Source organism: Bacillus sp. AMCV2 (assembly GCF_056033925.1).
Genome location: NZ_JBVYIB010000002.1, coordinates 1,317,712 through 1,339,618 on the forward strand (window position 1 = coordinate 1,317,712; position 21,907 = coordinate 1,339,618).

30 protein-coding genes are annotated in these 21,907 nt (G+C 45.3%); 29 read left to right on the forward strand and 1 reads right to left on the reverse strand.

What is annotated here, in order from left to right; genetic code table 11:
- Positions 1-122 precede the first annotated feature (122 nt).
- Positions 123-464, reverse strand: coding sequence for an HTH-type transcriptional regulator Xre (xre, locus tag AC0OMA_RS06970; RefSeq protein ID WP_003232719.1), 342 nt, complete (start codon positions 462-464; stop codon positions 123-125).
- Between the two features lie 178 nt (positions 465-642).
- Here xre and AC0OMA_RS06975 point away from each other — a divergent pair, with 178 nt between their 5' ends.
- From AC0OMA_RS06975 to AC0OMA_RS07115, 29 genes are all read left to right on the forward strand, one after another.
- Positions 643-822 (forward strand): hypothetical protein, encoded by a 180-nt coding sequence (locus AC0OMA_RS06975; RefSeq protein WP_015383422.1) that lies wholly within the window; start codon positions 643-645, stop codon positions 820-822.
- Positions 809-1,645: a phage portal protein gene (locus AC0OMA_RS06980; protein WP_322839559.1), complete on the forward strand. Its 837-nt coding sequence runs from the start codon at positions 809-811 to the stop codon at positions 1,643-1,645. Before AC0OMA_RS06975 ends, AC0OMA_RS06980 begins: the two co-directional genes overlap by 14 nt.
- Entirely contained in the window at positions 1,545-2,345 is an 801-nt protein-coding gene (locus AC0OMA_RS06985) for an ATP-binding protein (RefSeq protein WP_322839560.1), read from the forward strand. Before AC0OMA_RS06980 ends, AC0OMA_RS06985 begins: the two co-directional genes overlap by 101 nt.
- Complete coding sequence (locus tag AC0OMA_RS06990) at positions 2,345-2,512, forward strand: hypothetical protein (RefSeq protein ID WP_015383425.1); 168 nt, start codon at positions 2,345-2,347, stop codon at positions 2,510-2,512. Before AC0OMA_RS06985 ends, AC0OMA_RS06990 begins: the two co-directional genes overlap by 1 nt.
- 84 nt (positions 2,513-2,596) lie before the next feature.
- Entirely contained in the window at positions 2,597-2,947 is a 351-nt protein-coding gene (gene xkdD, locus AC0OMA_RS06995; RefSeq protein WP_474221999.1) for a phage-like element PBSX protein XkdD, read from the forward strand.
- Positions 2,944-3,150, forward strand: coding sequence for a phage-like element PBSX protein XtrA (xtrA, locus tag AC0OMA_RS07000; protein ID WP_014476537.1), 207 nt, complete (start codon positions 2,944-2,946; stop codon positions 3,148-3,150). Before xkdD ends, xtrA begins: the two co-directional genes overlap by 4 nt.
- Positions 3,151-3,265: 115 nt before the next feature.
- Complete coding sequence (locus tag AC0OMA_RS07005; RefSeq protein WP_032677393.1) at positions 3,266-3,775, forward strand: sigma-70 family RNA polymerase sigma factor; 510 nt, start codon at positions 3,266-3,268, stop codon at positions 3,773-3,775.
- 117 nt (positions 3,776-3,892) lie between these two features.
- The gene (gene xtmA / locus AC0OMA_RS07010; protein WP_029317665.1) at positions 3,893-4,690 is read left to right on the forward strand and encodes a phage terminase small subunit; all 798 of its coding nucleotides are present in this window, start codon (positions 3,893-3,895) and stop codon (positions 4,688-4,690) included.
- Positions 4,687-5,988, forward strand: coding sequence for a PBSX family phage terminase large subunit (locus AC0OMA_RS07015; RefSeq protein ID WP_181218946.1), 1,302 nt, complete (start codon positions 4,687-4,689; stop codon positions 5,986-5,988). The genes xtmA and AC0OMA_RS07015 overlap by 4 nt, the downstream gene beginning before the upstream one ends.
- 3 nt (positions 5,989-5,991) lie before the next feature.
- A complete protein-coding gene (locus AC0OMA_RS07020) occupies positions 5,992-7,479 on the forward strand; it encodes a phage portal protein (protein WP_063335087.1) in 1,488 nt (495 codons plus the stop codon).
- 19 nt (positions 7,480-7,498) lie between these two features.
- Positions 7,499-8,326 carry an XkdF-like putative serine protease domain-containing protein gene (locus AC0OMA_RS07025; RefSeq protein WP_015483125.1) on the forward strand — a complete coding sequence of 276 codons (828 nt, stop codon included), beginning with the start codon at positions 7,499-7,501 and terminating at the stop codon, positions 8,324-8,326.
- Positions 8,327-8,351: 25 nt separating this feature from the next.
- Positions 8,352-9,287 (forward strand): phage major capsid protein, encoded by a 936-nt coding sequence (locus AC0OMA_RS07030; RefSeq protein WP_003232690.1) that lies wholly within the window; start codon positions 8,352-8,354, stop codon positions 9,285-9,287.
- Positions 9,288-9,308: 21 nt separating this feature from the next.
- Positions 9,309-9,692, forward strand: coding sequence for a protein YqbG (gene yqbG, locus AC0OMA_RS07035; protein ID WP_021479474.1), 384 nt, complete (start codon positions 9,309-9,311; stop codon positions 9,690-9,692).
- The gene (locus tag AC0OMA_RS07040; protein ID WP_474222000.1) at positions 9,689-10,045 is read left to right on the forward strand and encodes a YqbH/XkdH family protein; all 357 of its coding nucleotides are present in this window, start codon (positions 9,689-9,691) and stop codon (positions 10,043-10,045) included. Before yqbG ends, AC0OMA_RS07040 begins: the two co-directional genes overlap by 4 nt.
- Positions 10,042-10,527, forward strand: a complete 486-nt coding sequence (locus tag AC0OMA_RS07045; RefSeq protein ID WP_327830597.1) for an HK97 gp10 family phage protein — start codon at positions 10,042-10,044, stop codon at positions 10,525-10,527. The genes AC0OMA_RS07040 and AC0OMA_RS07045 overlap by 4 nt, the downstream gene beginning before the upstream one ends.
- A 12-nt stretch (positions 10,528-10,539) precedes the next feature.
- Positions 10,540-10,980: a hypothetical protein gene (locus AC0OMA_RS07050; protein WP_015483126.1), complete on the forward strand. Its 441-nt coding sequence runs from the start codon at positions 10,540-10,542 to the stop codon at positions 10,978-10,980.
- 3 nt (positions 10,981-10,983) lie between these two features.
- Positions 10,984-11,199 (forward strand): YqzN/YkzM domain-containing protein, encoded by a 216-nt coding sequence (locus AC0OMA_RS07055; RefSeq protein ID WP_015383435.1) that lies wholly within the window; start codon positions 10,984-10,986, stop codon positions 11,197-11,199.
- A complete protein-coding gene (locus AC0OMA_RS07060; RefSeq protein WP_003245369.1) occupies positions 11,196-12,596 on the forward strand; it encodes a phage tail sheath family protein in 1,401 nt (466 codons plus the stop codon). The genes AC0OMA_RS07055 and AC0OMA_RS07060 overlap by 4 nt, the downstream gene beginning before the upstream one ends.
- A gap of 1 nt (position 12,597) precedes the next feature.
- Positions 12,598-13,041 (forward strand): phage tail tube protein, encoded by a 444-nt coding sequence (locus AC0OMA_RS07065; RefSeq protein WP_003232677.1) that lies wholly within the window; start codon positions 12,598-12,600, stop codon positions 13,039-13,041.
- A 90-nt stretch (positions 13,042-13,131) separates the two neighbouring features.
- Entirely contained in the window at positions 13,132-13,578 is a 447-nt protein-coding gene (locus AC0OMA_RS07070) for a phage tail assembly chaperone (RefSeq protein ID WP_003232676.1), read from the forward strand.
- A gap of 29 nt (positions 13,579-13,607) precedes the next feature.
- On the forward strand, positions 13,608-13,757 hold the full coding sequence (locus AC0OMA_RS07075; protein ID WP_003239113.1) for a hypothetical protein: 150 nt from the start codon (positions 13,608-13,610) through the stop codon (positions 13,755-13,757).
- A gap of 1 nt (position 13,758) precedes the next feature.
- On the forward strand, positions 13,759-17,640 hold the full coding sequence (locus AC0OMA_RS07080; RefSeq protein WP_474222425.1) for a transglycosylase SLT domain-containing protein: 3,882 nt from the start codon (positions 13,759-13,761) through the stop codon (positions 17,638-17,640).
- On the forward strand, positions 17,633-18,292 hold the full coding sequence (locus AC0OMA_RS07085; protein WP_474222001.1) for a LysM peptidoglycan-binding domain-containing protein: 660 nt from the start codon (positions 17,633-17,635) through the stop codon (positions 18,290-18,292). The genes AC0OMA_RS07080 and AC0OMA_RS07085 overlap by 8 nt, the downstream gene beginning before the upstream one ends.
- Positions 18,293-18,307: 15 nt before the next feature.
- Positions 18,308-19,285 carry an XkdQ/YqbQ family protein gene (locus AC0OMA_RS07090; protein WP_474222426.1) on the forward strand — a complete coding sequence of 326 codons (978 nt, stop codon included), beginning with the start codon at positions 18,308-18,310 and terminating at the stop codon, positions 19,283-19,285.
- Positions 19,285-19,551 carry a DUF2577 family protein gene (locus tag AC0OMA_RS07095; RefSeq protein WP_474222003.1) on the forward strand — a complete coding sequence of 89 codons (267 nt, stop codon included), beginning with the start codon at positions 19,285-19,287 and terminating at the stop codon, positions 19,549-19,551. Before AC0OMA_RS07090 ends, AC0OMA_RS07095 begins: the two co-directional genes overlap by 1 nt.
- A 58-nt stretch (positions 19,552-19,609) precedes the next feature.
- Positions 19,610-20,035 (forward strand): DUF2634 domain-containing protein, encoded by a 426-nt coding sequence (locus AC0OMA_RS07100; protein ID WP_015483130.1) that lies wholly within the window; start codon positions 19,610-19,612, stop codon positions 20,033-20,035.
- Positions 20,028-21,074, forward strand: coding sequence for a baseplate J/gp47 family protein (locus AC0OMA_RS07105; protein ID WP_047182489.1), 1,047 nt, complete (start codon positions 20,028-20,030; stop codon positions 21,072-21,074). Before AC0OMA_RS07100 ends, AC0OMA_RS07105 begins: the two co-directional genes overlap by 8 nt.
- A complete protein-coding gene (locus tag AC0OMA_RS07110; RefSeq protein ID WP_042974283.1) occupies positions 21,058-21,636 on the forward strand; it encodes a YmfQ family protein in 579 nt (192 codons plus the stop codon). The genes AC0OMA_RS07105 and AC0OMA_RS07110 overlap by 17 nt, the downstream gene beginning before the upstream one ends.
- Entirely contained in the window at positions 21,633-21,905 is a 273-nt protein-coding gene (locus tag AC0OMA_RS07115; protein WP_015383444.1) for a hypothetical protein, read from the forward strand. Before AC0OMA_RS07110 ends, AC0OMA_RS07115 begins: the two co-directional genes overlap by 4 nt.
- Positions 21,906-21,907 lie beyond the last annotated feature (2 nt).

Below are 21,907 nucleotides of genomic sequence, written 5' to 3' on the forward strand. Positions count from 1 at the left end.
GAAAGAAAAGCCCGTATAGGACTGGAAAGTAGTGTAGAAATCTTTCCCTTTTCTTTAAAAAATAAACACTTTTTTCTTTATATCGGTCTACTTTTTATATGTTTTAGAGAACAGAGAACGATTTATTTATTTTTCGGTTTGCGGTTTTTCTCTTTTTCTTTTAAATAGTTGATAAATTCGATGGCCTGCTGTTTGCTTTCTGGGGAAAAATCCTGCATATCGCGGTATGCAAGCTGCAGGTCCGGATCTGAGAACATATCGTCATCGGATTTTTTGTCTTTTCCCGTTAATAAGTAATCAGTCGTTACTTGAAAGTAATCAGCCAGCTTTTGGAGTGTGTCGTAATCAGGTTCGCTTCGCCCGTTTTCATAGTGGGAATATCGTGCCCGTGACACACCGATGTGTGATGCGATTTCTTCCTGTGTCCTTTTCCCTCTGAGACTCTTCAATCTGCCGCCTATCATACTATGACCTCTCTTTTTTAAACTCCCTAAGTTACTTATGATTATAGATACAATATGTATCAAAATAAAGTTATGATAAAAAAAGTATCAAAAATAACTTGATGATACAGTTTGTATCGTTTATACTTGGTAACATCCGATACAAAATGTATCAAAAAAAGATCAGGAGAGTGATCACATGTATCCGATCCAAATCGTTTTTAGTGAAAATCCCATAGATCAGCGCCATCTCGTACAATCCGGCGGCACCATTTCGTTTACCGCTTGCGGACTTCCGGTGTTTCACTTTGAAACGCAGGAACAGTTTCAAGCATACATGATGTTAAAAGGAGAAGCGGCGTACAATGAAAAACGATAAAAGCTATCCTTTTCCGACGTATTCAGGGTTACTGAATTCAGAACATTATGACAAAATTGGCCCGGCGCTATGGCTGTTTCTCTGGTTTATCAGCTCAACAACAAAAGAAATCGAAAAAGACGGCGTAAGCTGGGGCATCGTCCTTGGCCATAAGCCGTTAAAAGCGAGAGAAATGGCGGCAGTCTTCAGCGTAAGTGAAAAAACCGTCAGAAGATGGCTGGAGCTTCTCGAAAACCATGATTACATAAAGGCCGTCCGTGCGCCATACGGACTGATGATTTCGGTAAAGCATTCCAAAAAATTCAGCTTCAGATCGGACAATACTGTACACGGGAGTCTAAAAGAACGGCCATTTTCGCCGCAGACACCGGACACAAACGACCGTACAGATATAGATAAAACAAACAAATATACTGCTGCTGATGATGCAGTGGATCACATTGCGAAGCGGTTTACACAATTACGGTCGGCTCAAGAAGGACGCACCGTGTATCCTTCCTCAAGAGATTATCAAGCCATCGCCCGCATTGTTGCCATCGGCGTTCCTGTCACGCAAACAATCAAATGGCTTGAAGAATGCTTTCAGGCTTTTGAAAACCGGCGGACCGCCGCTTCTGAAACAATCAAGGCTTTTCGCTACTGCTCGAAATTCATTGAAGATCGATTTTTCGCGCAGCAAGCCAAAAAGAATGCCGCAATTCAGAATGAGAGGATGAAAAAACATGACAAAACGAACAATCGAACAGATTTTGGACGAGCTGAGAAGAGGGAGACGTCCATTACTGGCGGACAAACCGGCCGAATCAGACGCAAGCAGGTATGATTGCCTGCGCTGCAAGGATCAGGGAGGTTATCTCGTCAGGCAGAATGGCCTGGAAGTCTGGACGATGTGCAGCTGCATGGCAGAACGGAAAGTGAAGCGGCTGCTGGGTGCAAGTGAGATTACCCACGCTTTCAGACAGCTGGGCTTCAAGGAATTCCGCACGGAGGGAAAGCCGCAGGCCATAAAAGACGCATTTGAGTGTACAAAAGAGTATGTTGCCGATTATGAACAAATCAAGGATTGCCGAAAAAACAGCATTGCTCTTTTAGGACAGCCTGGATCAGGGAAAACACACCTTTTGACTGCCGCTGCCAACGAATTAATGAGAACATGCTATGTGCCTGTCATTTATTTTCCGTTCGTGGAAGGCTTTACTGATCTGAAAAATGATTTTGCCCTATTAGAAGCGAAGCTGAACCGGATGAAGCAGGCGGATGTGCTGTTCATTGATGATCTGTTTAAACCGGTTAACGGCAAACCCCGCGCTACAGATTGGCAATTAGAGCAAATGTATTCGGTACTTAATTATCGCTACTTAAATCATAAACCGATTTTGCTTTCGAGCGAGCTGACAATTGAAGCACTTGTACGGGTCGATGAAGCGCTCGGCACGAGAATCTATGAGATGTGCAGTGACTATTTAGTGATTATCAAAGGAGCAGCCTACGAGCTTAACCATAGATTGGAGGGCATCAGATAATGTGCAAGCTTTGTCAAACAAAGAAAGTCATTGTGGAACATACCGGTATTGGAGTCGTTTTTCATCCATGTCCGAACTGCCGGTCCGGCACTGATTTAACGCCTGTCATTCAAAAGCTGGAGCAAATGCTGACAGCGGGAAAAGCGAGGCTGAATGTCTATGATTAAACAGCTGACTGCACTAATCGCTTTGCTGTTTCGGGCAAAGCGAACAGAAAAAAACATTGAACAATGGTATAAGGACGACGGGAAGTGAAAGTGTTGGCAAAGACAAAACAGGCAGAGAAAAGCCCTGCACCGTGGCGTGCTGTCCCGTGCGGGGATACGAAACCGATCTATATTTATTCAGCTTACAGTGAAGAAGAAAAAGAAAGATTCCCATATTCAAACGGACGGCTGATTGCCGCTGTATTTGACCTCAGCTCTTATTCGCAAAAAAGCAATGCCGCTTTGATGGCCGCTGCGCCTGAATTGCTGGAAGCGTCTAAAGCAGCACTTGATTTTCTGAAGGGAAATTCTGTTCATTCAAAGGAGCGCATCATTCAGCTAATAGAAAAAGCCGAAGCAAGCGCTGCACCGAAAAAGGGAGGAAAAGAAACATGATTCATCCTAAAAAACTGCTGCATATCGATTCCATCACGCTTAAGAGCCAGCTGGAGGAAGGGAAAATCCGTGTCATTATTGTGGATGGCATCAAGCAAGAAGCATGGATCACAGAAGCGCCCGAGCATGGAAAAACGCTCGTCGAAACAAGAAAGGGCGATCTTGCCCGTGTGGAATTTGAAATCGGCTACAAATTAAATTAAAGCGAAAACAGAATACGTCCAAGACGGAAAGCCTGCGGACACTGATCAACTGCACAGCATTTGTGCGTTGATTGGTGTCCGTTTTTTATTTGCCAAAAATAAGGAGGATCATAGAATGCAAGACTTACTATTTGAATATAAACGAACGCTCAAACAAACAAGAATACAATATAAACCGCTCGCTGAGGCAGATGAATCCGTGCTCTCAGCTGAAGAGCTGAAGGATAAAAAAATCATCAGAAATATGATTACTGATCTTGAATATGTAACAGAATGGCTTGAAAAAGGAAGGCAGCCCGGCATCAGACGGGCGATTGACCGGCGTGATGCCTACCAGCGGCTGATGATCAAGGACCCGAGAATCATCGAATCATTTTCCAGCGCTATGATGTTTGAGCCGGACGGACAGGTATCAGAAGAAGACAGAGAGAAAATTCGAGAAGCATTAGCCCTGTTAACGGACAGAGAAAAGGAAATGTTTTTGCTGCATAAGGTAGAATGTTTTTCTTATGAACGGATCGCCGATCTTCTCGGCGTGAAAAAATCGACAGTGCAAACGACGATTAAACGGGCGAGTTTAAAGATGCAAAGACAGCAGGAAGAAATGAATCGATCACTTGCCTGAAAGCTTGTCATACGTTTGCCACCTATAAGTGAATAGAGCATGACACATAAGCGGCTGGCATGATCAGCCGCTTTTATGAATAAACAACCATGCTGGAGGTGGCGGTGATGCCGTAGCATGAAAACACAACAGCGCGAACAAGCATTAGCAATCTATCAACAACATCAAGGAAAGATCACAAATCGGGCGATTGCGGACACAATCGGTGTTTCCGCGAAAACAATCGGCATCTGGAAAAAACAAGACAAATGGAAAGAGGCCCTGTTTTCTGCGTCCAAAAACGAACAAAAACAGCGCCCTATAGACAACGATGAATTAAATGAACGCCAGCGGCTGTTTTGCCTGTATTACGTCAAAAGCTTCAATGCCACACAGTCAGCAATCAAAGCGGGCTATTCTCCGGACAGCGCTCATGTGACGGGCAGCCGGCTCTTAAAAAACGAAAAGGTCGCTGCTGAAATCAGACGCATAAAAAAAGAAATGGTCAATGAGATGTTTATTGAAGCGATGGATGTGCTGCAGGTTTATATCAAGATCGCGTTTGCGGATATTACGGACTATGTGACCTTTGGAAAAAAAGAGGTCCAGGCTGTCGGAAAATCGGGTCCGCTGTTTGATGAAGATGATAACCCGATTATGAAAGAAATCAGCTTTGTCGATGTCAAAGACTCGGGGCTCGTTGACGGCACCATTGTAACGGAAGCAAAGCTTGGCAAAGAAGGCATTGCCATCAAGCTTGCAGATAAAATGAAGGCGCTTGAGAAGCTGTCCTTATATTTTGATTTGTTTCCAGATCAATTTAAACAAAAAATTGAAAATGAGAAATTGAAGCTTGCCAAACAAAAAGCGGAGAAAACAGATGACAGCCAGGAGCCGATTGAAATTATGATCAAACGAAAAGAGGGCAAGTCATGATTGTAAAAGAAATCAATCCTCATTTCGAAGATTACGTGTTCAATTGGGAGCAGACGTACCAATTTCTCGTCGGCGGCTACGGCTCCTCCAAAAGCTATCATACCGCATTGAAAATCGTGCTAAAGCTGCTGAAGGAAAAACGGACGGCCCTTGTGATCCGGGAGGTGTTCGATACCCATCGGGATTCGACCTTCGCCTTGTTTCAAGAGGTGATCGAAGAGCTCGGTCTCACAAAGGCTGCGGCATCTCTTTCTTCCCCGCTGCAGCTGCGATTTCACAATGGCAGCCGGATCATGTTCAAAGGAATGGACAATCCGGCAAAATTAAAATCGGTTCATAACATTTCATTAATATGGATTGAAGAGTGCTCAGAGGTGAAGTATGAGGGGTTCAAGGAATTAATCGGACGTCTTCGCCATCCTGAGCTGAAGCTTCATATGATCTGTACCACCAATCCCGTCGGCACCTCCAATTGGACGTATAGGCATTTTTTTCGGGATGAACGCAAGAAACGGTTTGTGCTGGATGACAGCGAACTTTACGAAAAGCGGACAATTGTGAAGGGAGATACGTATTACCATCATTCCACCGCTAACGACAATCTTTTTCTCCCGGAAAGCTATCTGAAACAGCTTGACGGACTCAAAGAGTATGATCCTGACCTGTACCGGATTGCCCGCAAAGGACGATTCGGCGTCAACGGGATCAGGGTGCTGCCGCAGTTCGAGGTACTCCCGCATGATCAAGTGAAAAAATGTATCGCAGACATCAGCAAGCCAATCTTTCGTACAGGCATGGATTTTGGATTCGAGGAATCCTATAATGCCGTCGTCCGGCTTGCTGTAGATCCTGAAAAAAAATACCTCTACATTTATTGGGAGTATTACCAAAACAAAATGACAGATGACAGGACGGCTGAGGAGCTGCGTGAGTTTATTGAGACACAGGAATTGATCAAAGCCGACTCGGCTGAGCCGAAAAGCATTCAATATTTCCGCCAGCAGGGCTTTCGGATGGTTGGAGCCAGAAAGTTTCCCGGCTCCAGGCTTCAATATACCAAAAAGGTAAAACGGTTCAAAAAAATCTTCTGTTCGGACCGCTGTGAAAATGTCATCTATGAGCTCAAGACACTTACGTATGCCAAAGATAAAAACGGAGCTCTGATTGAGGATGAATTCACGATTGACCCGCATACGCTTTCTGCCATTTGGTATGCGCTTGATGATTATGAGGTTGCTGATATGAAAGAGACAGCACACAAACGAATCCGGCCGAACCGAGAAAGGAGGAGGTCATAAATCATGCACAATCAAACAGTCAGAGCAACTGTATTTAAAGCCAATGCCGCGGCTCCTCAGACAAAGCAAATCTATGAAGATGACTTTTCTGAGCTGTACGGAGAGGACATTATCGCTCCGCCCTACAATATCATCGAGCTCAAAACCATTGCCGAATACTCGACCATTCTTCAGCAATGCATTGATGCGTATAGAGTGAATATTACAGGATTTGGATTCGATGTTGAGTACACATTTGATGTCAACGCAAGTGATGTCGATCAGGCAAAAAAGAAAAGAGCGGAAAAAGACTGGGCCAGACTCGAAGCCTTTTATAAATGTCTTCACTTTGATGAATCAGCTGAAATGATTTTAGGCTATGCCATCGAAGACAGAGAAAAAACAGGCAACGGATTTATGGAAGTGCTTCGTGACGGGGCGGGAAAACCTGCAGGCATCGAATATTTAGATGTGAAATATATGCGCGTATGCGGAGCAGGCGAGCCTGTAGAGGTCTCATTTGTATATGAAGAAAACGGGAAAATGAAAAGGATCAAAAGGCAAAGACGCTTCCGAAAATATGTGCAGATGATCAATGGAAAGAAAGTATTTTTTAAAGAATACGGCGATCCGCGAAAAATGGATATGCGTACAGGTGAATATGTAAACACATTGGCAGAGAAGTATCAAGCAAATGAAGCCATTCACCTCAAAATTGGAAGCGGCGTATACGGTGTACCCCGCTGGATCGGCAATATTGTCAATTTATACGGAGCCCGAAAAGCAGAAGAGCTCAATTTTATGTATTTTAAGCAGGGGCGTCACGTCCCCGCTGCGATTACAGTGGAAAACGGGATGCTGTCTGAAGCTTCTTACCGGGAGCTGCAGGAATACATGAATGATCTTGAAGGCGTGGAAAACGCCCATAAATTTCTCCTGATCGAAGCGGAAGGAATCGCAAAAGAAAAGGATCTCCATGGAGGCGAGGATATTACGCCGGTTTCCGTGGAAATCAAATCCTTGGCGGAAATTCTCCAAAACGACGCCTTGTTTCTTGAATACGATGAAAAAAGCAGAAATAAGCTGCGTTCAGCGTTCCGTCTCCCGCCGCTGTATACAGGCGAGGCCCAGGAATACAACCGGGCGACAGCGGATACTGCTAGAAAAATTACGGAGGAGCAGGTTTTTCAGCCGGAGCGAAAAACGCTTGTGAATAAACTGAACACGCTGCTTTTGCCGGAGCTGAATATCCATGACGTCAGGCTGACATTAAAAGGACCGGACTTTCGTGATCCGCTTGAGATTGCGAAGGTGCTCGGTCCTTTTATTACAGCCGGAGCAGTCTCGCCGAATGATTTACGCGACCTTGCCGGACGGGTGCTTGGCAAAACACTTGAGGAGTGGCCGGAGGACATTTATAAACGGCCTGCAGGACAGGATGCGGAAAAGACAAACCTGGCTGCGCTCATGGAGGAGTTGAAAGAAAGCATCGAAGCTATCAAAACGTCCTGAAGGGAGGTGAATCAAGCAGGTGGCGCGAGAATTAAGAAATGCCAAAATCAGCTTTGTCAGTTATGTGGACAAGGCGGCTAACCAGACAGAATTTTTCTTTACGAAGTCAGCCGAACCTCCGTCATTTGAAAAAAAGGTTCGGCTGTTTACAAAAAGTGAGCAGGATGAACAAAAGCTCGTGTACGGAATCGTATATGAGCCTGATGTTCCTGATGCCCACGGCGATTTTATGACCGCCGAGGAAATTGAAAAAGCAGCGCACGGTTTTCTCGCGGAGGCACGGGAGATTGATATCAATCACAGCTTTGAGGGCGGGACCGGCGTCGTGGTCGAGTCCTATGTGGCGCCCGATGATTTTATGATCGGGTCAAAGCGGATTACAAAGGGCTCATGGGTGCTCGTGACAAGAGCGTCTGACGAGGTGTGGGAACAGATTAAGGCTGGAATTATCACCGGCTACAGCATGGCGGGCACTGCAGATGTGTATGAAGAAGAACCGGTCGAAAAAGCAGGGTTCTTCAGTGTATTCAAGCAAATGCTTGCTGACAAAACAGGGAAGGAGACTGAAGAAATGAGAAAAGAAGACATGAGAGAATCATTCGAGCATGCGCTTTACCCTCTGCTCAAACGGCTTGAGCGGATTGAAAAAAACACAGACACGGAGGAAAAGCCGGAGCAGACGGGTGATGACGAGCGTCTGAAAAAGCTCGTTGAAGACATGCTTGCCCCGCTGATCGAACGCATTGAGGCTTTGGAAAAAGCGCGAGGCGCGTCTAAGCAGACAGCGGACGATACGGGCGGCAATACAGAGCAAGTCAAAAAATCAATCTGGAGCGGACTGCTGTAAAACCAGTCAAGGAGGAGGAAATCAATTGAGAAATCAAGAGATCATTCGGAAAGCGGAAATGTCGCTTTCTGCTTTAAAAAGCGGCGGGCTTATGAACCCTGCGCAAGCATCGGCTTTTATCCGCATGGTGCAAAACACGCCGACCATTTTCAGTGAATCCCGCGTGATTCAAATGGAAAATGACTCGCAAAAATTTGAGAAAATCGGCTTCGGCCAGCGTATTCTGCGGGCTGCGCAAGAAGGAAAAGCACTGTCAAACGACGAGCTGACAGTTCCAACGACAAGCACGGTCCAGCTGAACACGAAGGAAGTCATTGCGGAAATTAACATTACGTATGACACACTTGAAAACAATATTGAAAAAGACGGCCTGCAGCAGACAATCATGCAAATTTTAGCAGAGCGCGCAGCAGTTGATATTGAAGAGCTGATCGTTAACGGTGATACAGCATCAGCTGATCCGTATCTGGCACAGCTGGACGGCATCCGTAAACAGGCAGTTTCCCATATCGTTGACATGAACGGTGAAGAACTGTCCAGAGCGACATTCAAGAAAGGCTTAAAGGCAGTTCCGCCAAAATATTTGCGCATCCCTCAGGAATTCAGATTCTATACGTCTCACGGCTTAGAAGTTGAATGGAAGGACCGCGTGGCAGACCGCCAGACAAACCTTGGGGACCAGGCTGTTCAGGGCGGCTTGTCAACAGCATTCGGCGTACCGGTCAAAGGGGTATCCAATATTCAGCCGTACACAGTCGGTGAGGGAGACGCGCAATATGACGCTTCTGATATCATTCTCACCCATCCGAAAAATATCATTCTCGGCTTCTCCCGCAATATCCGAATTGAAGTCGACAAAGACATCCGCTCCCGTAAATTCATTATTGTCTTAACGGCCAAGCTGGACAGCAAGTTCGAGGAAGAGGATGCCTGCGCGAAATTAATTAACGTAAAAGAATAATAGAAACGAGGTGGTCAGCTCATGCTCATTGAACCGACTGACGTAGCCTCCTATTCGGTCTATGATCGGGTGAAAAACAGGCCGGAAGAGCTGCTGGCGCAGGATATCATCGAGGCGGAAGCAGAAGCGGCTCTCATCACGGGCCACCGCTTTGAAGACAGCTTGTATGATCCGCTGCCCGGTAAGGTGAAGTTGGCTTTAGTAAAGCTTGCCCAGTATTTTGCGCTTGTCAACAGCGATGAATCTGCCTCATCAAGCTATCAGTCTGAGAAAATGGGGGATTATTCCTACACGGTTTCCGGAGAAGGCGGGATTCAGCGGCCTGAGGTGTATCATTTGCTCGAAGAGTTTATCAAGCCGGGCTACGTCCCTGAATCCTCCAGACTGAAGGTGAGATCTTTATGAGCTACAAGCAGATGCTTATTCACCGTTGCGATATTTATCATGAAGCAGCGCAAGCGCCGTCTGCAGGCCGATTTGGGATTCCGGCAGACAGGCTGCAGCCGGTGATTTCATATCCGGATACACCCGATGAACAAGATGTCCCTTGTTATTTTACCGAAAAAACGCAGCAGCTGATTCAGGAGAAGCCGGATCAAACTGTATATCATAGCTTTCTTGTCCATTTTCCGTTGTCAGCGGACATCCGCGTGAACGATAAAATCATTTGGGTGAATCATAAATATATACTAAAGCTGCCGAAAAGGATCAGACATCATCATTGGGAGGTCGTCGCAGTCAGGGATGAAAGCCTATGAAAATAGCGGGATTGAAACAGCTGAACACGGCATTAAAAGAAGCGGCTTCAGGCGGTTTTTCCAGACAGGCGTCCCGGTGGCTTGAGGAGTGCGGGCAAGATTTTCTGGAGATCGTCCAAACTGAACTCATCAGCGCACAAACGATTGATACAGAAAAACTGCTCAGTTCCTTTGAGAAAGGCGCAGAGGACAATCTCTGGATTGTGCAAAGCGGCGGGCTTTCGCTTGAGGTGGGGACACAGCTTGATTACGCCTCATTTCTTAATGACGGCCATTGGACGTCAAAACAAGATGTGAGATGGGTGCCGGGGCGTTTTCAAGGCTCACGGTTTATTTATGATCCAGCGGCTTCAACGGGAATGGCGCTTAAGAGAAAATGGATACCGGGCACGGGCTACTGGGATCATGCACTGCTTTTATATGAACAGCTGTTTGAAAAATCGCTGGAAAGCAAACTGCGCCAGTGGCTGAAGAAGCTGTAAAGGAGGAGCAGGATGAACAGTGAAACAGGATCGATCATGGCGTTTTTGTACAGCCGGTGGTCTGTTCCCATTTATGAACGCGAGCTTCCTGATCGCTTTCAGGTGCCGTCGTTATACGTCCCGCCACCATCTGTTTTCGAGGAAACAGATACGGTTTCCACATTTAAAAAAACCTACAGTCTCAATGTAAAACTGTTTCATCTGGACTCCGTTCAGGCTCTGGATGAAGCGGACAGGCTCGCGGATGCCATCAGAGAAGCGAGAAATATGATTCCGCTGCTGAGTGAATCCGGCGAGAAGACGGGGGATATGGTTCGCATCTCCCAAATCGAGACAAGGGTAGGAGACAGGGGCGAGGCGGCCATGGTGATCAGGTGGAGCAGCCGATATTATTATCACAAAACAGAACAGCCTGTCTTACAGGATATCGACATGAACAGCGGGGTGAAATAAACGGTGAAGGACAAACAACAGAAGAAGGCTGTACATACAAAGAGCCGGGAAGCTCTATTTGATACAGCGGATTTGATTAAGCACGCGAAGGAACTGTTCGGCGTTAAGCCGGATATTCTTCAGGGGGCTTTATTTGGCGTGGATCAACCACGTATGACGAAATCAGAAGCCAACCAATTGATTCAAACATTTCTAACCAAGGAGGTCATGTCATCATGAATGGCGGAACATTTACAACAGGCAAAGAAAAAGAACGTGCAGGCATTTATTTTAACTTTAAAACGACGGCACAGGAGCGGGTATCACTCAGTGAACGAGGAACAGTCGCACTTCCGGTCGCATCAAGCTGGGGCGAAGCGAAAACGTTCGTCTCCATTTCCAGCGTTGAAGACCTAAACAAAAAAGTGGGCCTCAGCATTGATGACCCGTCTTTATTGCTGCTGCGTGAAGCGAAGAAAAATGCGAAAACGGTATTGATGTACCGACTAACCGAAGGTGTCCGAGCGTCTGCTGATATTGCTGAAGGCGTCAAAGCAACTGCAGTATATGGCGGAACAAAAGGAAATGACATTATCATCCGCATCAATCAAAATGTGCTGGATGCTAATTCTTTCGATGTGACAACATATATGGACGAATCAGAGGTTGATAAACAGACTGTCAAAAAGGCTGAAGAATTAACAGCTAACGGCTATGTCACTTTTACCGGAACAGGCGATCTTTCTTCAACGATTCCTCTCACTGGATCAGAAGGAGACACTGCAGCTGAGACGCTGAATGCATCCGCGGGAATCCGTTTATCTGGCGGTACGGATAAAGCCCCTGTCAACTCCGACTATACAGATTTCTTAGCCGCGGCTGAAACGGAGAGCTTTGATGTGATTGCGCTGCCTGTTGCAGAAGGTGACCAGTTGAAGGCGACGTTTGCTGCTTTCATTAAACGCCTTCGCGACGGCCAAGGACAAAAAGTGCAAGGCGTCACAGCCAATTATGCCGGTGATTATGAAGGCATCATCAACGTAACAGAGGGTGTGCTGCTTGAAGATGGCACGGAAGTTACACCGGATAAAGCAACAGCTTGGGTAGCTGGAGCGAGTGCAGGTGCAACCTTTAACCAATCACTCACATTTGTAGAGTACGAAGGCGCCGTTGATGTGTTACACCGCCTTGACCACGATACGATTGTTGAACGTCTGGGCAAGGGTGAATTTTTATTCACATTCGACGCCCGTGACAAATCCGTCAGCGTAGAAAAGGACATTAACTCACTCGTGACGTTCACAGCTGAGAAAAACAAGAAATTTGCGAAAAACAAAATCGTTCGTGTCCTGGATGCTGTGAATAATGATTTAACACGCGAGCTGAAAGCCTTAATTAAATCAAGAAAAGGCAGCGGAAGCGATATCCCGGCATCTGAAGACGGACTGCAGTATGTAAAAACGATGATCACGCAATACATGACAACGCTTCAGGATGCGGGCGGCATCACTGGCTTTGATTCCGATGAAGATATCACAATTTCAATGAATGAAGATCGTGACGGCTTCTTGATTGACCTGGCTGTACAGCCTGTCGACGCAGCAGAAAAATTCTACTTTAATGTGGAGGTAAACTAATATGGCATTAAAAGCACAAAACACAATCTCAGGAAAAGAAGGCCGCTTATTTCTCGATGGTGAGGAAATGGCGCATATCAAAACATTTGAAGCAAACGTTGAGAAAAACAAATCTGAAGTCAACATTATGGGCCGCCGCATGACAGGCCATAAGACAACAGGGGCAAATGGAACAGGGACCGCAACGTTCTACAAAGTCACATCAAAATTCGTGCTATTGATGATGGACTATGTCAAAAAAGGCAGCGACCCTTATTTCACACTCCAAGCCGTGCTGGATGATCAATCCTCCGGCCGGGGCACAGAGCGAGTCACGCTGTACGACGTCAACTTTGACTCTGCCAAAATTGCAAGCCTTGATGTCGATTCAGAAGCGTTAGAGGAAGAAGTTCCATTTACATTCGAAGACTTCGACGTCCCTGAAAAGCTATCTGACACGTTTTAATCAAAGCTGAATCAGCCCATACGCAGACCTTTCTCAGAAAGGTCTGTTTTTTAAAGATGAAACCAAACAATAGACAAGGGAGTTTTTTACATGAGCGAGAAGAACGAAAACGTATATGATCTTTCCTTTTTTATGCCGGGAAAAACAATTGAAGCTGAGGAAATCAAAGTGCCGATCTCAAAGCGTTTTGTTGATAAAAAAGGGAATGTCATTCCGTTTATTTTAAAACCAATTACTACTGAACGTATTGATGAATTAGAGAAAGAAAACACCACATTTAAAAATGTGAAAGGCCGCGGCCGTGTCAAAGATTTAGACTCTCAGCGCTTTTATGCGAGAATTGCCATCGAATCTACTATTTATCCTGATTTTCGTTCAAAAGATTTAAGGGAAGCATACAAAACTGCGGATCCGGTAGAAGTTGCCAAACGTGTATTATCTGTTGGGGGAGAGTATGCGAACTGGCTGAATAAAGCAATTGAAATCAATGGTTTTGAAGATGATCTTGAAGATCTAGAAGAAGAAGCAAAAAACTAGTAAAGGATGGCGATAAGGAAGCTGTGTATTTGTACTATGCAATGCATGAGCTTCATTACTCGCCATCCCAACTTCTTGAATTATATGAAGCACCAAAACATTTTAAAGCTCTTTTATTTGGGTTGATAGGTTATAAGCTAGATCTATTAGAAAAAGAATCAAGGAGAGGAGGGAACTAATATCGCAAAATTAACAGCCCGTTTTGATCTCGAAGACAAGGTATCTAAAAAACTAAAACGGATACATAAAGGATTCCAAGAGGTCGAAAAAAAAGTCAAAACCATTAATCGGCAAATCAAAATCAGTATCAGAGCGGAAGATCAGGCATTTTACCGGCTGAGAAAAATAAACGACTATATCATTTTGAAATTCGCGAAATCGCTTGAAATTAAAGTTGTACTTGATGACCAAGTCACTTCAAAGCTTGATGCAATTGAAAGAAAACTTAAACGGCTGCCGAAAGAAACGAAGCTGACTGTCTCTTTGGTAGACCGGACAGCAGCTGCGTATAAAAAAATAAAGAAGATGCTATCTAATCAAAAGCTATCATTCCTTTTGATTCCAGATGACAAGGTTACTTCTACAGTTAAAAGGATTATCGGTTATATTAAGAAAAATTTGAAAAGCGGATACACAGTAAAACTAAAGGTCATCGATGAAATCACCAAAACAGTTAATCGATTAACAGCCCTTCTAAGGAAATTTGAAAAAACCTATTATGTAAAAGTGGTTGTTAAGACAAAAATATCAGACAAAATCAATAAAAAAGAAAGCCCGATTAACAAAGAAACTTCTAAGAAAGAATCAGACAAATCCTCAGATAAAGGCTCTGATAAAAGCTCAGATCAAAAACCTGGATGGGTCGGAAAAATAAAAGGTTGGCTGAAGGATTGGTGGACAAAATCAGCTTGGCCTTGGATTAAAGATACACTCAATGAAATAGGCAAAGCTTTTTTGGATCGTTTCAAAGAGAGATTGATAGAAAAGCTGAAAAATGATGTGTTTGATAAGATCATTGATAAAATCCTAGGACCACAAAAAAAGGACGATTCTGGTGAATATTCTGACACAGATAAAAAAGTCCTTAACCGTAATACAGGAGGAAATTGTTGCTGTGACTGCTGTGAAGGCGGCGGCCTCAATCCGAGCACTAAAAATAAAAAAACCTATAGAAAAAAGAAAAGTCCCACAAAGGCTCCAAACAGAACACTCAAGGTTCCTGGAGAGGTGATAAGAAGACGCCAAAGCGGCACACCTGCTGAAAGTGCACCTAGGACCTCGGGTTCCAAGTTAAAGAACTGGCTTGGAGGCTTAAAATCGCTAGGGAAGGATTCATCCAAACTAGGTAAAGCGTTCAGAGGAATGGGAAAGGCTGTTCCATACGTAGGATCTGCTTTAGCAGTGTTTGATTTAGCTGGAATCAATAAAGATAATGCTGGCGAAAAGGTTGGTTCAATCGGAGGACGCATTGCCGGAGCGGAAGCTGGTGCAACAGCCGGAGCGGAAGCTGGTGCAACGATTGGATCTTTCGTTGGTCCGGAAGGTACAGCAATCGGCGGGGCAATCGGCGGAATTGGCGGCGGATTAGTAGGCGGAATCGGCGGCGAAGAAGCAGGTAAGAACATTGGTAAGATGTTTGATACTTCTCAAATCAAAGAGAACATTTCAAATACATTATTTAATGGTGATTGGTGGAATGAAAAATGGACAGGTGTTAAAACAACAACGAGTGATACTCTCGGAGGCCTTAGTGATACATGGACTAATATAAAAGATACAGCTTCTACTACTTTTTTTGACTCAAATTGGTGGGCTGAAAAAGCTGGTTATGCATACGGTACATTAGAGTCTACACTTTTCAATAGTGATTGGTGGGGCGGAAAATGGGAGTCCGTAAAAGGTTGGACACAGGAAAAATGGGATCAAGCTTCCTCTGTCTGGAACTCTGTAAAATCAAAAGTAAAAGAAACAGTCTTTAATAAAGATTGGTGGTCCGGTAAGTGGGAAGGCGTTAAGAGCTGGGCTCAGGAAAAATGGAACGGTGCCGTTTCTGTTTGGGAATCAATTAAATCAAAAGTAAAAGAAACAGTCTTTAATAAAGATTGGTGGTCCAGTAAGTGGGAAGGTGTTAAAGGCTGGACAAAGGAAAAATGGGAAAATACAAAGTCACTTTGGAAAAAATTCAAATCTACACTTGAAGACAGCCTATTTAATAAAGACTGGTGGTCTGGAAAATGGGATTCAGTAAAAGAGTGGGGAAAAAATATATTAGGAGATTCTTGGGATGCAGTACAGTCTGCAGGAGGGAAAGTAGTAAAAACTGCTCAAAAATTGGGCGGCGGAGTGACGTCTTGGGTTCAAGAAAAGGTAGAGCGTTTTCAAAATGGACGAGAGAAAGCTCACAGAGACTTTGGAATGAAAACTGATAAAAACGCCTCAGGTGGTTTTATTACGAAACCAACTATTTCTTGGATCGGTGAAGCGGGTAAGGAATTTGTCATTCCAGTCGACAACAATCGCGGCCGCGGCAAAATGCTGTTAGCGCAAGCCGCATCGAAATTGGGCATGCATGTGGTCGATGATATGGCATCAGCCTCTACACTTTCAGATGGGACAGCTCTAAACACTGTTGGCAGCCAATCTGCTTCAATGCCATCTTCTATTAATACATCTAGCCTTAACGGCCAAGCTTCAGACCTCGGACAGCAATTTTCAGAGGGCTTTGACAAGGGAATAAGCAATCAACCTGTCAAAATGGAAGACTGGAAAAAGAAAAACATCAATACGCCATTTACACAAATGATTTCTGCTTCACCAAATTACGGTAAACAAATGGTGAGCGGGTATGCCAAGGGCCAAAACGGCACTGCAACCGGCACAGACGGCTTTTTGCAATCAAAGGTCAAAACACCGTTCCAAGCCACTGTGAACAAATCGTCTTCATGGGGGACAGGTACGGTCAAAGGCTTTGCGCAAGGACAAAACTCATCCCAAACAGGGACTGCACAGTATGTGAGTACACATGTTGACAAACCGTTCCTGCGTTCAAAAGACACATCGAACAGCTGGGGCTCCGGTTTGATCGGAAACTTTGTGACAGGCATGAATTCTAAATCCAGTGAAGTAAAACAAGCAGCAAAGGATATGGCCCAGAGAGTGGAGCAGGCTTTCCGTGAGGAGCTAGATATTCATTCACCTTCCCGTGTCATGATGAGCTTGGGGCGTTTTGCTTCAATTGGTGTTGTCAAAGGCCTTGGCTCAGTAGATGTAAAGAAATTTGCTGAAAAACAAGCCGGATCACTGGCGGCTGCCTATTCCGGAATGGGAGCCATGGGCGGGAACGTAAAACAATGGATTATGGCTGCTCTCATGGCCACCAAGACACCTGTGAGCTGGCTTCCGGGACTCATGACGATTGCGCAGCATGAATCCGGAGGCAATCCGAATGCCATTAACTTGTGGGACAGCAACGCAAAAGCGGGGCATCCGTCACAAGGGCTGATGCAGACCATCCCAAGCACCTTTAATGACCATAAAGCACCGGGGATGGGTAACATTAAAAACCCGATTCACAACGCAGCTGCTGCGATCGGCTACATTAAAAGCAGATACGGATCAATCAACAATGTGCCGGGTATTAAAAGCTTGAATCATGGCGGACCGTATGTCGGTTACGCAAACGGCGGGCTGATTACAAAAGAACAAATTGCACGTGTCGGAGAAGGAAATAAACGTGAATGGATCATTCCGGAGGAGCGAGGCATCCGCGGCCGCTACCTCCTTCAGAGAGCTGCGCAAGCTCTTGGTATGGAAGTGACAGATCCGTCTCAATCCCAGCAGTCTGAGCTTTCTTCAGGACAAGTTTCCGCTGTTACTTCAGCTAGCCAGCCAACCGCAACGGTTTCCGGATCAAAAGAGATTTATATTCAATTTAACGGAGACCAGCACTTCCATAATGGACAGGACGCTGAAACCCTTGCAGCGAAAATCAAGCAGGCACTTATAGACGAACTGCAAAAGGATATCAATATTGGAACGAAGGGAGTCGTTGCATTTGACTAAATCCGTATATGAATTTTGGATTTCACAAGGGAAGGACAAGCTGCGGCTCCCCGTTCTTCCCGACCAGCTGAATATTTCAAATACGGTTCAGAATGAGACGGTTAAAGTAGCCAAGTTCGGTGACCTTACATTTATTGACGAACAAGGAGCGAAAGAAATTTCGTTCTCTTCGTTTTTCCCGAAGAAATACAGCCCAATAGCTGAATATCAAACCTTCCCGTCGCCGGAAAATGCGATATCAAAAATTGAGAAATGGATGAAGGCCAAAAAACCGGTCCAGTTTTTGATTACGGGAACTAAAGTGAATTTAACATGCAGCATTGAAGGTTTTTCCTATAGCGAAGGCCAGCAGGATATAGGTGATCGCACCTTTGATATTCAATTAAAAGAATACAAAACCGCTTCCCCGCGGAAAATCAAGCAGAAGAAAAAAACAAAGGCAAAACGTCCGTCGAAGGCTGCGCCGAAGACGTACACAGTGAAAATGGGAGACACGCTATGGGACATTGCAGGCAGATTTTACGGGAACAGCACTCAATGGCGCAAAATTTGGAACGCCAATAAAACAGCAATGATCAAACGAAGCAAACGGAACATCAGGCAGCCGGGCCACTGGATTTTTCCCGGCCAAAAATTAAAGATACCGCAATGAAACAGGTGATGTATGATGATAGAACTGTTCGTCATTAAAGACACAGAGTGGCTTGAGCTGGTTGCAGAAAGCGTATCGCTTGAGGGCCATCGTTATCAGGCGCCGCGCTCCATTGAAGCGACCATCGTCACCAAACAGGGCGACCAGACGTATTACAGTGTCTCAGAAGGAGATACGGTCTTGTTTAAATGGAAGGGAAAAGAGCTTTTTCGGGGCATTGTGTTTGCAAGAACCCCGGACGAGCATACGCTTGCCTTCAGCGCTTATGACATGCTTCAGTACCTGGTCAAAAACCAGGATATGTACGTGTTTTCCAATCAGCGGGTCGACCAGATCATCAGAAGGATTGCTAGTGACTTCCAGATACCGACAACCTCGATCGCAAACACAGGCCATACGATCAAAAGTCTTGTCATTAAAAATGATACGACATTGTATGACATCATATTAAAAGCGCTGAAACAGACGAAAAGCCAGACAGGACGACATTACCAGCTGTATTCGGAAAAAGGAAAGCTTGGTCTGCGCGCTTGGCCAGATCCGTCAGAGGTATGGGTGCTTGAAACGGGCGTCAATATCACAGGCTACCAATACAGCACTTCTATAAACGACACTGCTACTCGGGTGGTGCTTCGCCGGCAAAAGGACAATAAGACATATAAAGCCTCTGCCAAGGACAGTTCAGGCTTAAATAAATACGGTGTGCTTCAATATACGGAAACGGTCACAGATGACATCAACCAGGCACAGCTTCAGCAGCGGGCAGATGTACGCCTTGCTGAAAAAAAGGGCGTGAAAAAAGAACTGAAAAATATTCAGGCAGTGGGCATCCCGGAAGTGCAGAGCGGCTTGCCCGTCTATATTTCGATTCCGGAGGCCGGCATCAAGAAAACCTATTGGGTAGATACGGACCGGCATGAATTTAAAGGAACGAAACATACGATGACGATCGATGTTGTGGAAAAGAATACGATGCCGGAAGGAGTTTCCTGATGAGATTAAGTGAGGCTATAAAACATTTGGCAGTCGGCGCAGTTGACGCTGAGTTTCCGGTAGAACTGCTCCCGGCTGAAGTCGTTTCGGTTTCTCCTGTGGAAATCAAATTAAAAGAAAACAGCAAACTGATCATACCGGCTGACGCCATCATTATCCCAAAACGGATGCAGTCCGGAGGAGACGATGCACTCGAACCGGGGGATCGCCTCATGACCGCGGCTCTGACTGGCGGGCAATCGTTTTTTATTTTAGATAAGGTATAGACAAAACCGCTTCAATACGAAGGGGTTTTTATTTAGCATGTAAAAAGGAGTGGGCATCATGGCCCTGACACCAGAAGTGGAGTTTGAGGATTTTGAAGATGAGAGCGAAGTCATTGAAACCTCGCAAACGTACAAAATAGATTTTGAAAACGGAAGAATTACGAATGAGCTGATTACCGGGCTTGAAGCGATCAGGCAGTTCGTGTATATCGCCTTACAGACAGAACGCTATGCGTATTCCATATACAGCCATAATGTCGGAAACGAGCTTCAGGACGTGCTGACAGATCATGAGACGACTGATGCCTATAAAAAGATGGAGATCCCGAGACTGATAGAAGAGGCGCTGGTTTATGATGACCGGATATCGGCTGTAACAGATTTTGAGATTGAAAAACAAGGCGACGCGTTTCATGTGTCCTTCGTGGTGGAGACGGATGAAGGAACGCTTGAGATTGAGGAGGTGATTGGCGAAGATGTTTGAAGATCAGACTTTTGAAGCGATTATGGAGCGTATGCTGAACAGCATTTCCGCAGATATTGACACAAGAGAAGGCAGCGTCATTTATAATGCGTTAGCCCCGGCGGCGGCCGAGCTTGCGAAGTCTTATATATGGATGGATACTGTGCTTGAGCTAGTTTTTTCTGATACCGCACAAGGCGAATTTTTAGACAGGCGTGCAGCGGAAGCGGGAATTGAAAGAACTGCCGCGACAAAGGCTGTCAGAGCGGGAGAGTTTACGTCTGGAGTAACCATTCCTGTCGGCTCCCGTTTCTACGTGGATAATCTTTATTTTCAATATACGGCAGACGGGACGCTCATCTGTGAAACACCTGGTGAAGCGGGAAATGCCAATCTGACCGGACGCAATTTACTATCATTGGATACCATTCCCGGTTTAGAAACGGCCATTGTCAAAGAAATCCTGATTCCGGGACGCGAGGAAGAAGGAGATGACAGCTTGCGGGAACGGTATTTTACAAGGGTTCGGCGTGAGGCCGTCAGTGCCAATAAAATGCATTATAAGGAGTGGGCTGAAGAAGTGGACGGTGTGGGGAAGGCAAAGATCTTCCCGCTTTGGAACGGTGAAGGCACGGTCAAAATTGTCGTCACGAATGCAAATCTTGAGCCCGCTTCTCAAATTTTAATTCAAAAAGTGAAAGATTATATCGACCCTGAACCAGGACAGGGAGAGGGACAGGCGCCAATCGGAGCCGTTGTCACAGTGGAAAGCGCGGTCTGGAAAGAAGTTGAGATTTCTGCCGAAGTGCTGCCTGAGATCAATCACTCAATTGATGAAGTGAAGTCAGAAATTGAGGAAGGCGTTTTAAATCTTTTTAAGAAAATGGCGTTTGAAGATAACGTCATCCGTCTTTCTCAAATTAACAATATCGTCTATAATTCACCGTCAGTCAGTGACTACTCCAATATTCAAATCAACGGCACGTCTGAAAATCTGGTGCTGAGCGACGTGGAAATTCCTAAGCTTGGGCAGGTGAAGATCATTGAGCAAACAAGATGACATGACAGCGTATCTGCCGCCGTTTCTCACCAGCCTTAAAGAAATGGCTGAACTGCTGAAAGCGGAAGCGCCTGAGTTTGATAAACAAAATAACAGCATATTTGATCTGACGGATCAGTTATTCGTACCGACGGCGACATGGGGGCTTAGCCGCTGGGAAAAGATTTTAAATGTGCCCCGGGAATCAGGCGACACAGATGAGATCAGACGATTACGGCTCATTTCCAAAATGTCGAACATCCCGCCCATCACATACAGGGCCATTGAGCAGGCGGTAAACCGTTTCTTGAAAAACCCGTCTGCACAGGTCCGCCTGCTTCCAGGCGAATACCGATTTAACGTCGATATCAATGTTGATGACCTCCAGCACATGAATGAGCTGATCGAAGCGATAGAAAACATGAAACCCGCTCATTTGGCGTATACGCTCAGAGGAGGATTGAATGAGACGCTGCAAATCAAAGATACAGTCATCCTGAATCACCGCAGATACCGAACAGCCAGTGAGCTCAAGGTCGGTTATTCTGTCACTCTTAACAACAATGAGGTGGTCTTAACTTGATTTCAACCATATACAGAGAACGCACAGCGGCTGATCTAAAAAGCAGAATCGATCACGTGCTGCTCAACGGCCAAAAAACAGAAATAGTAGAGCTCGCCATTGACGGTGCGACCGTCACCGTTCTGACAAAACGTGAGGAAGACATCAAGCATATCGAAATGGTACAAATTTTTGACGAGCTGGGCAATGTGATCATAGAGAGAAAGACTGACCTGGACGTTAGCGAAAACAGAACACTCGATTTCAGATTTACTTTTGAGGTGGTGTAAAC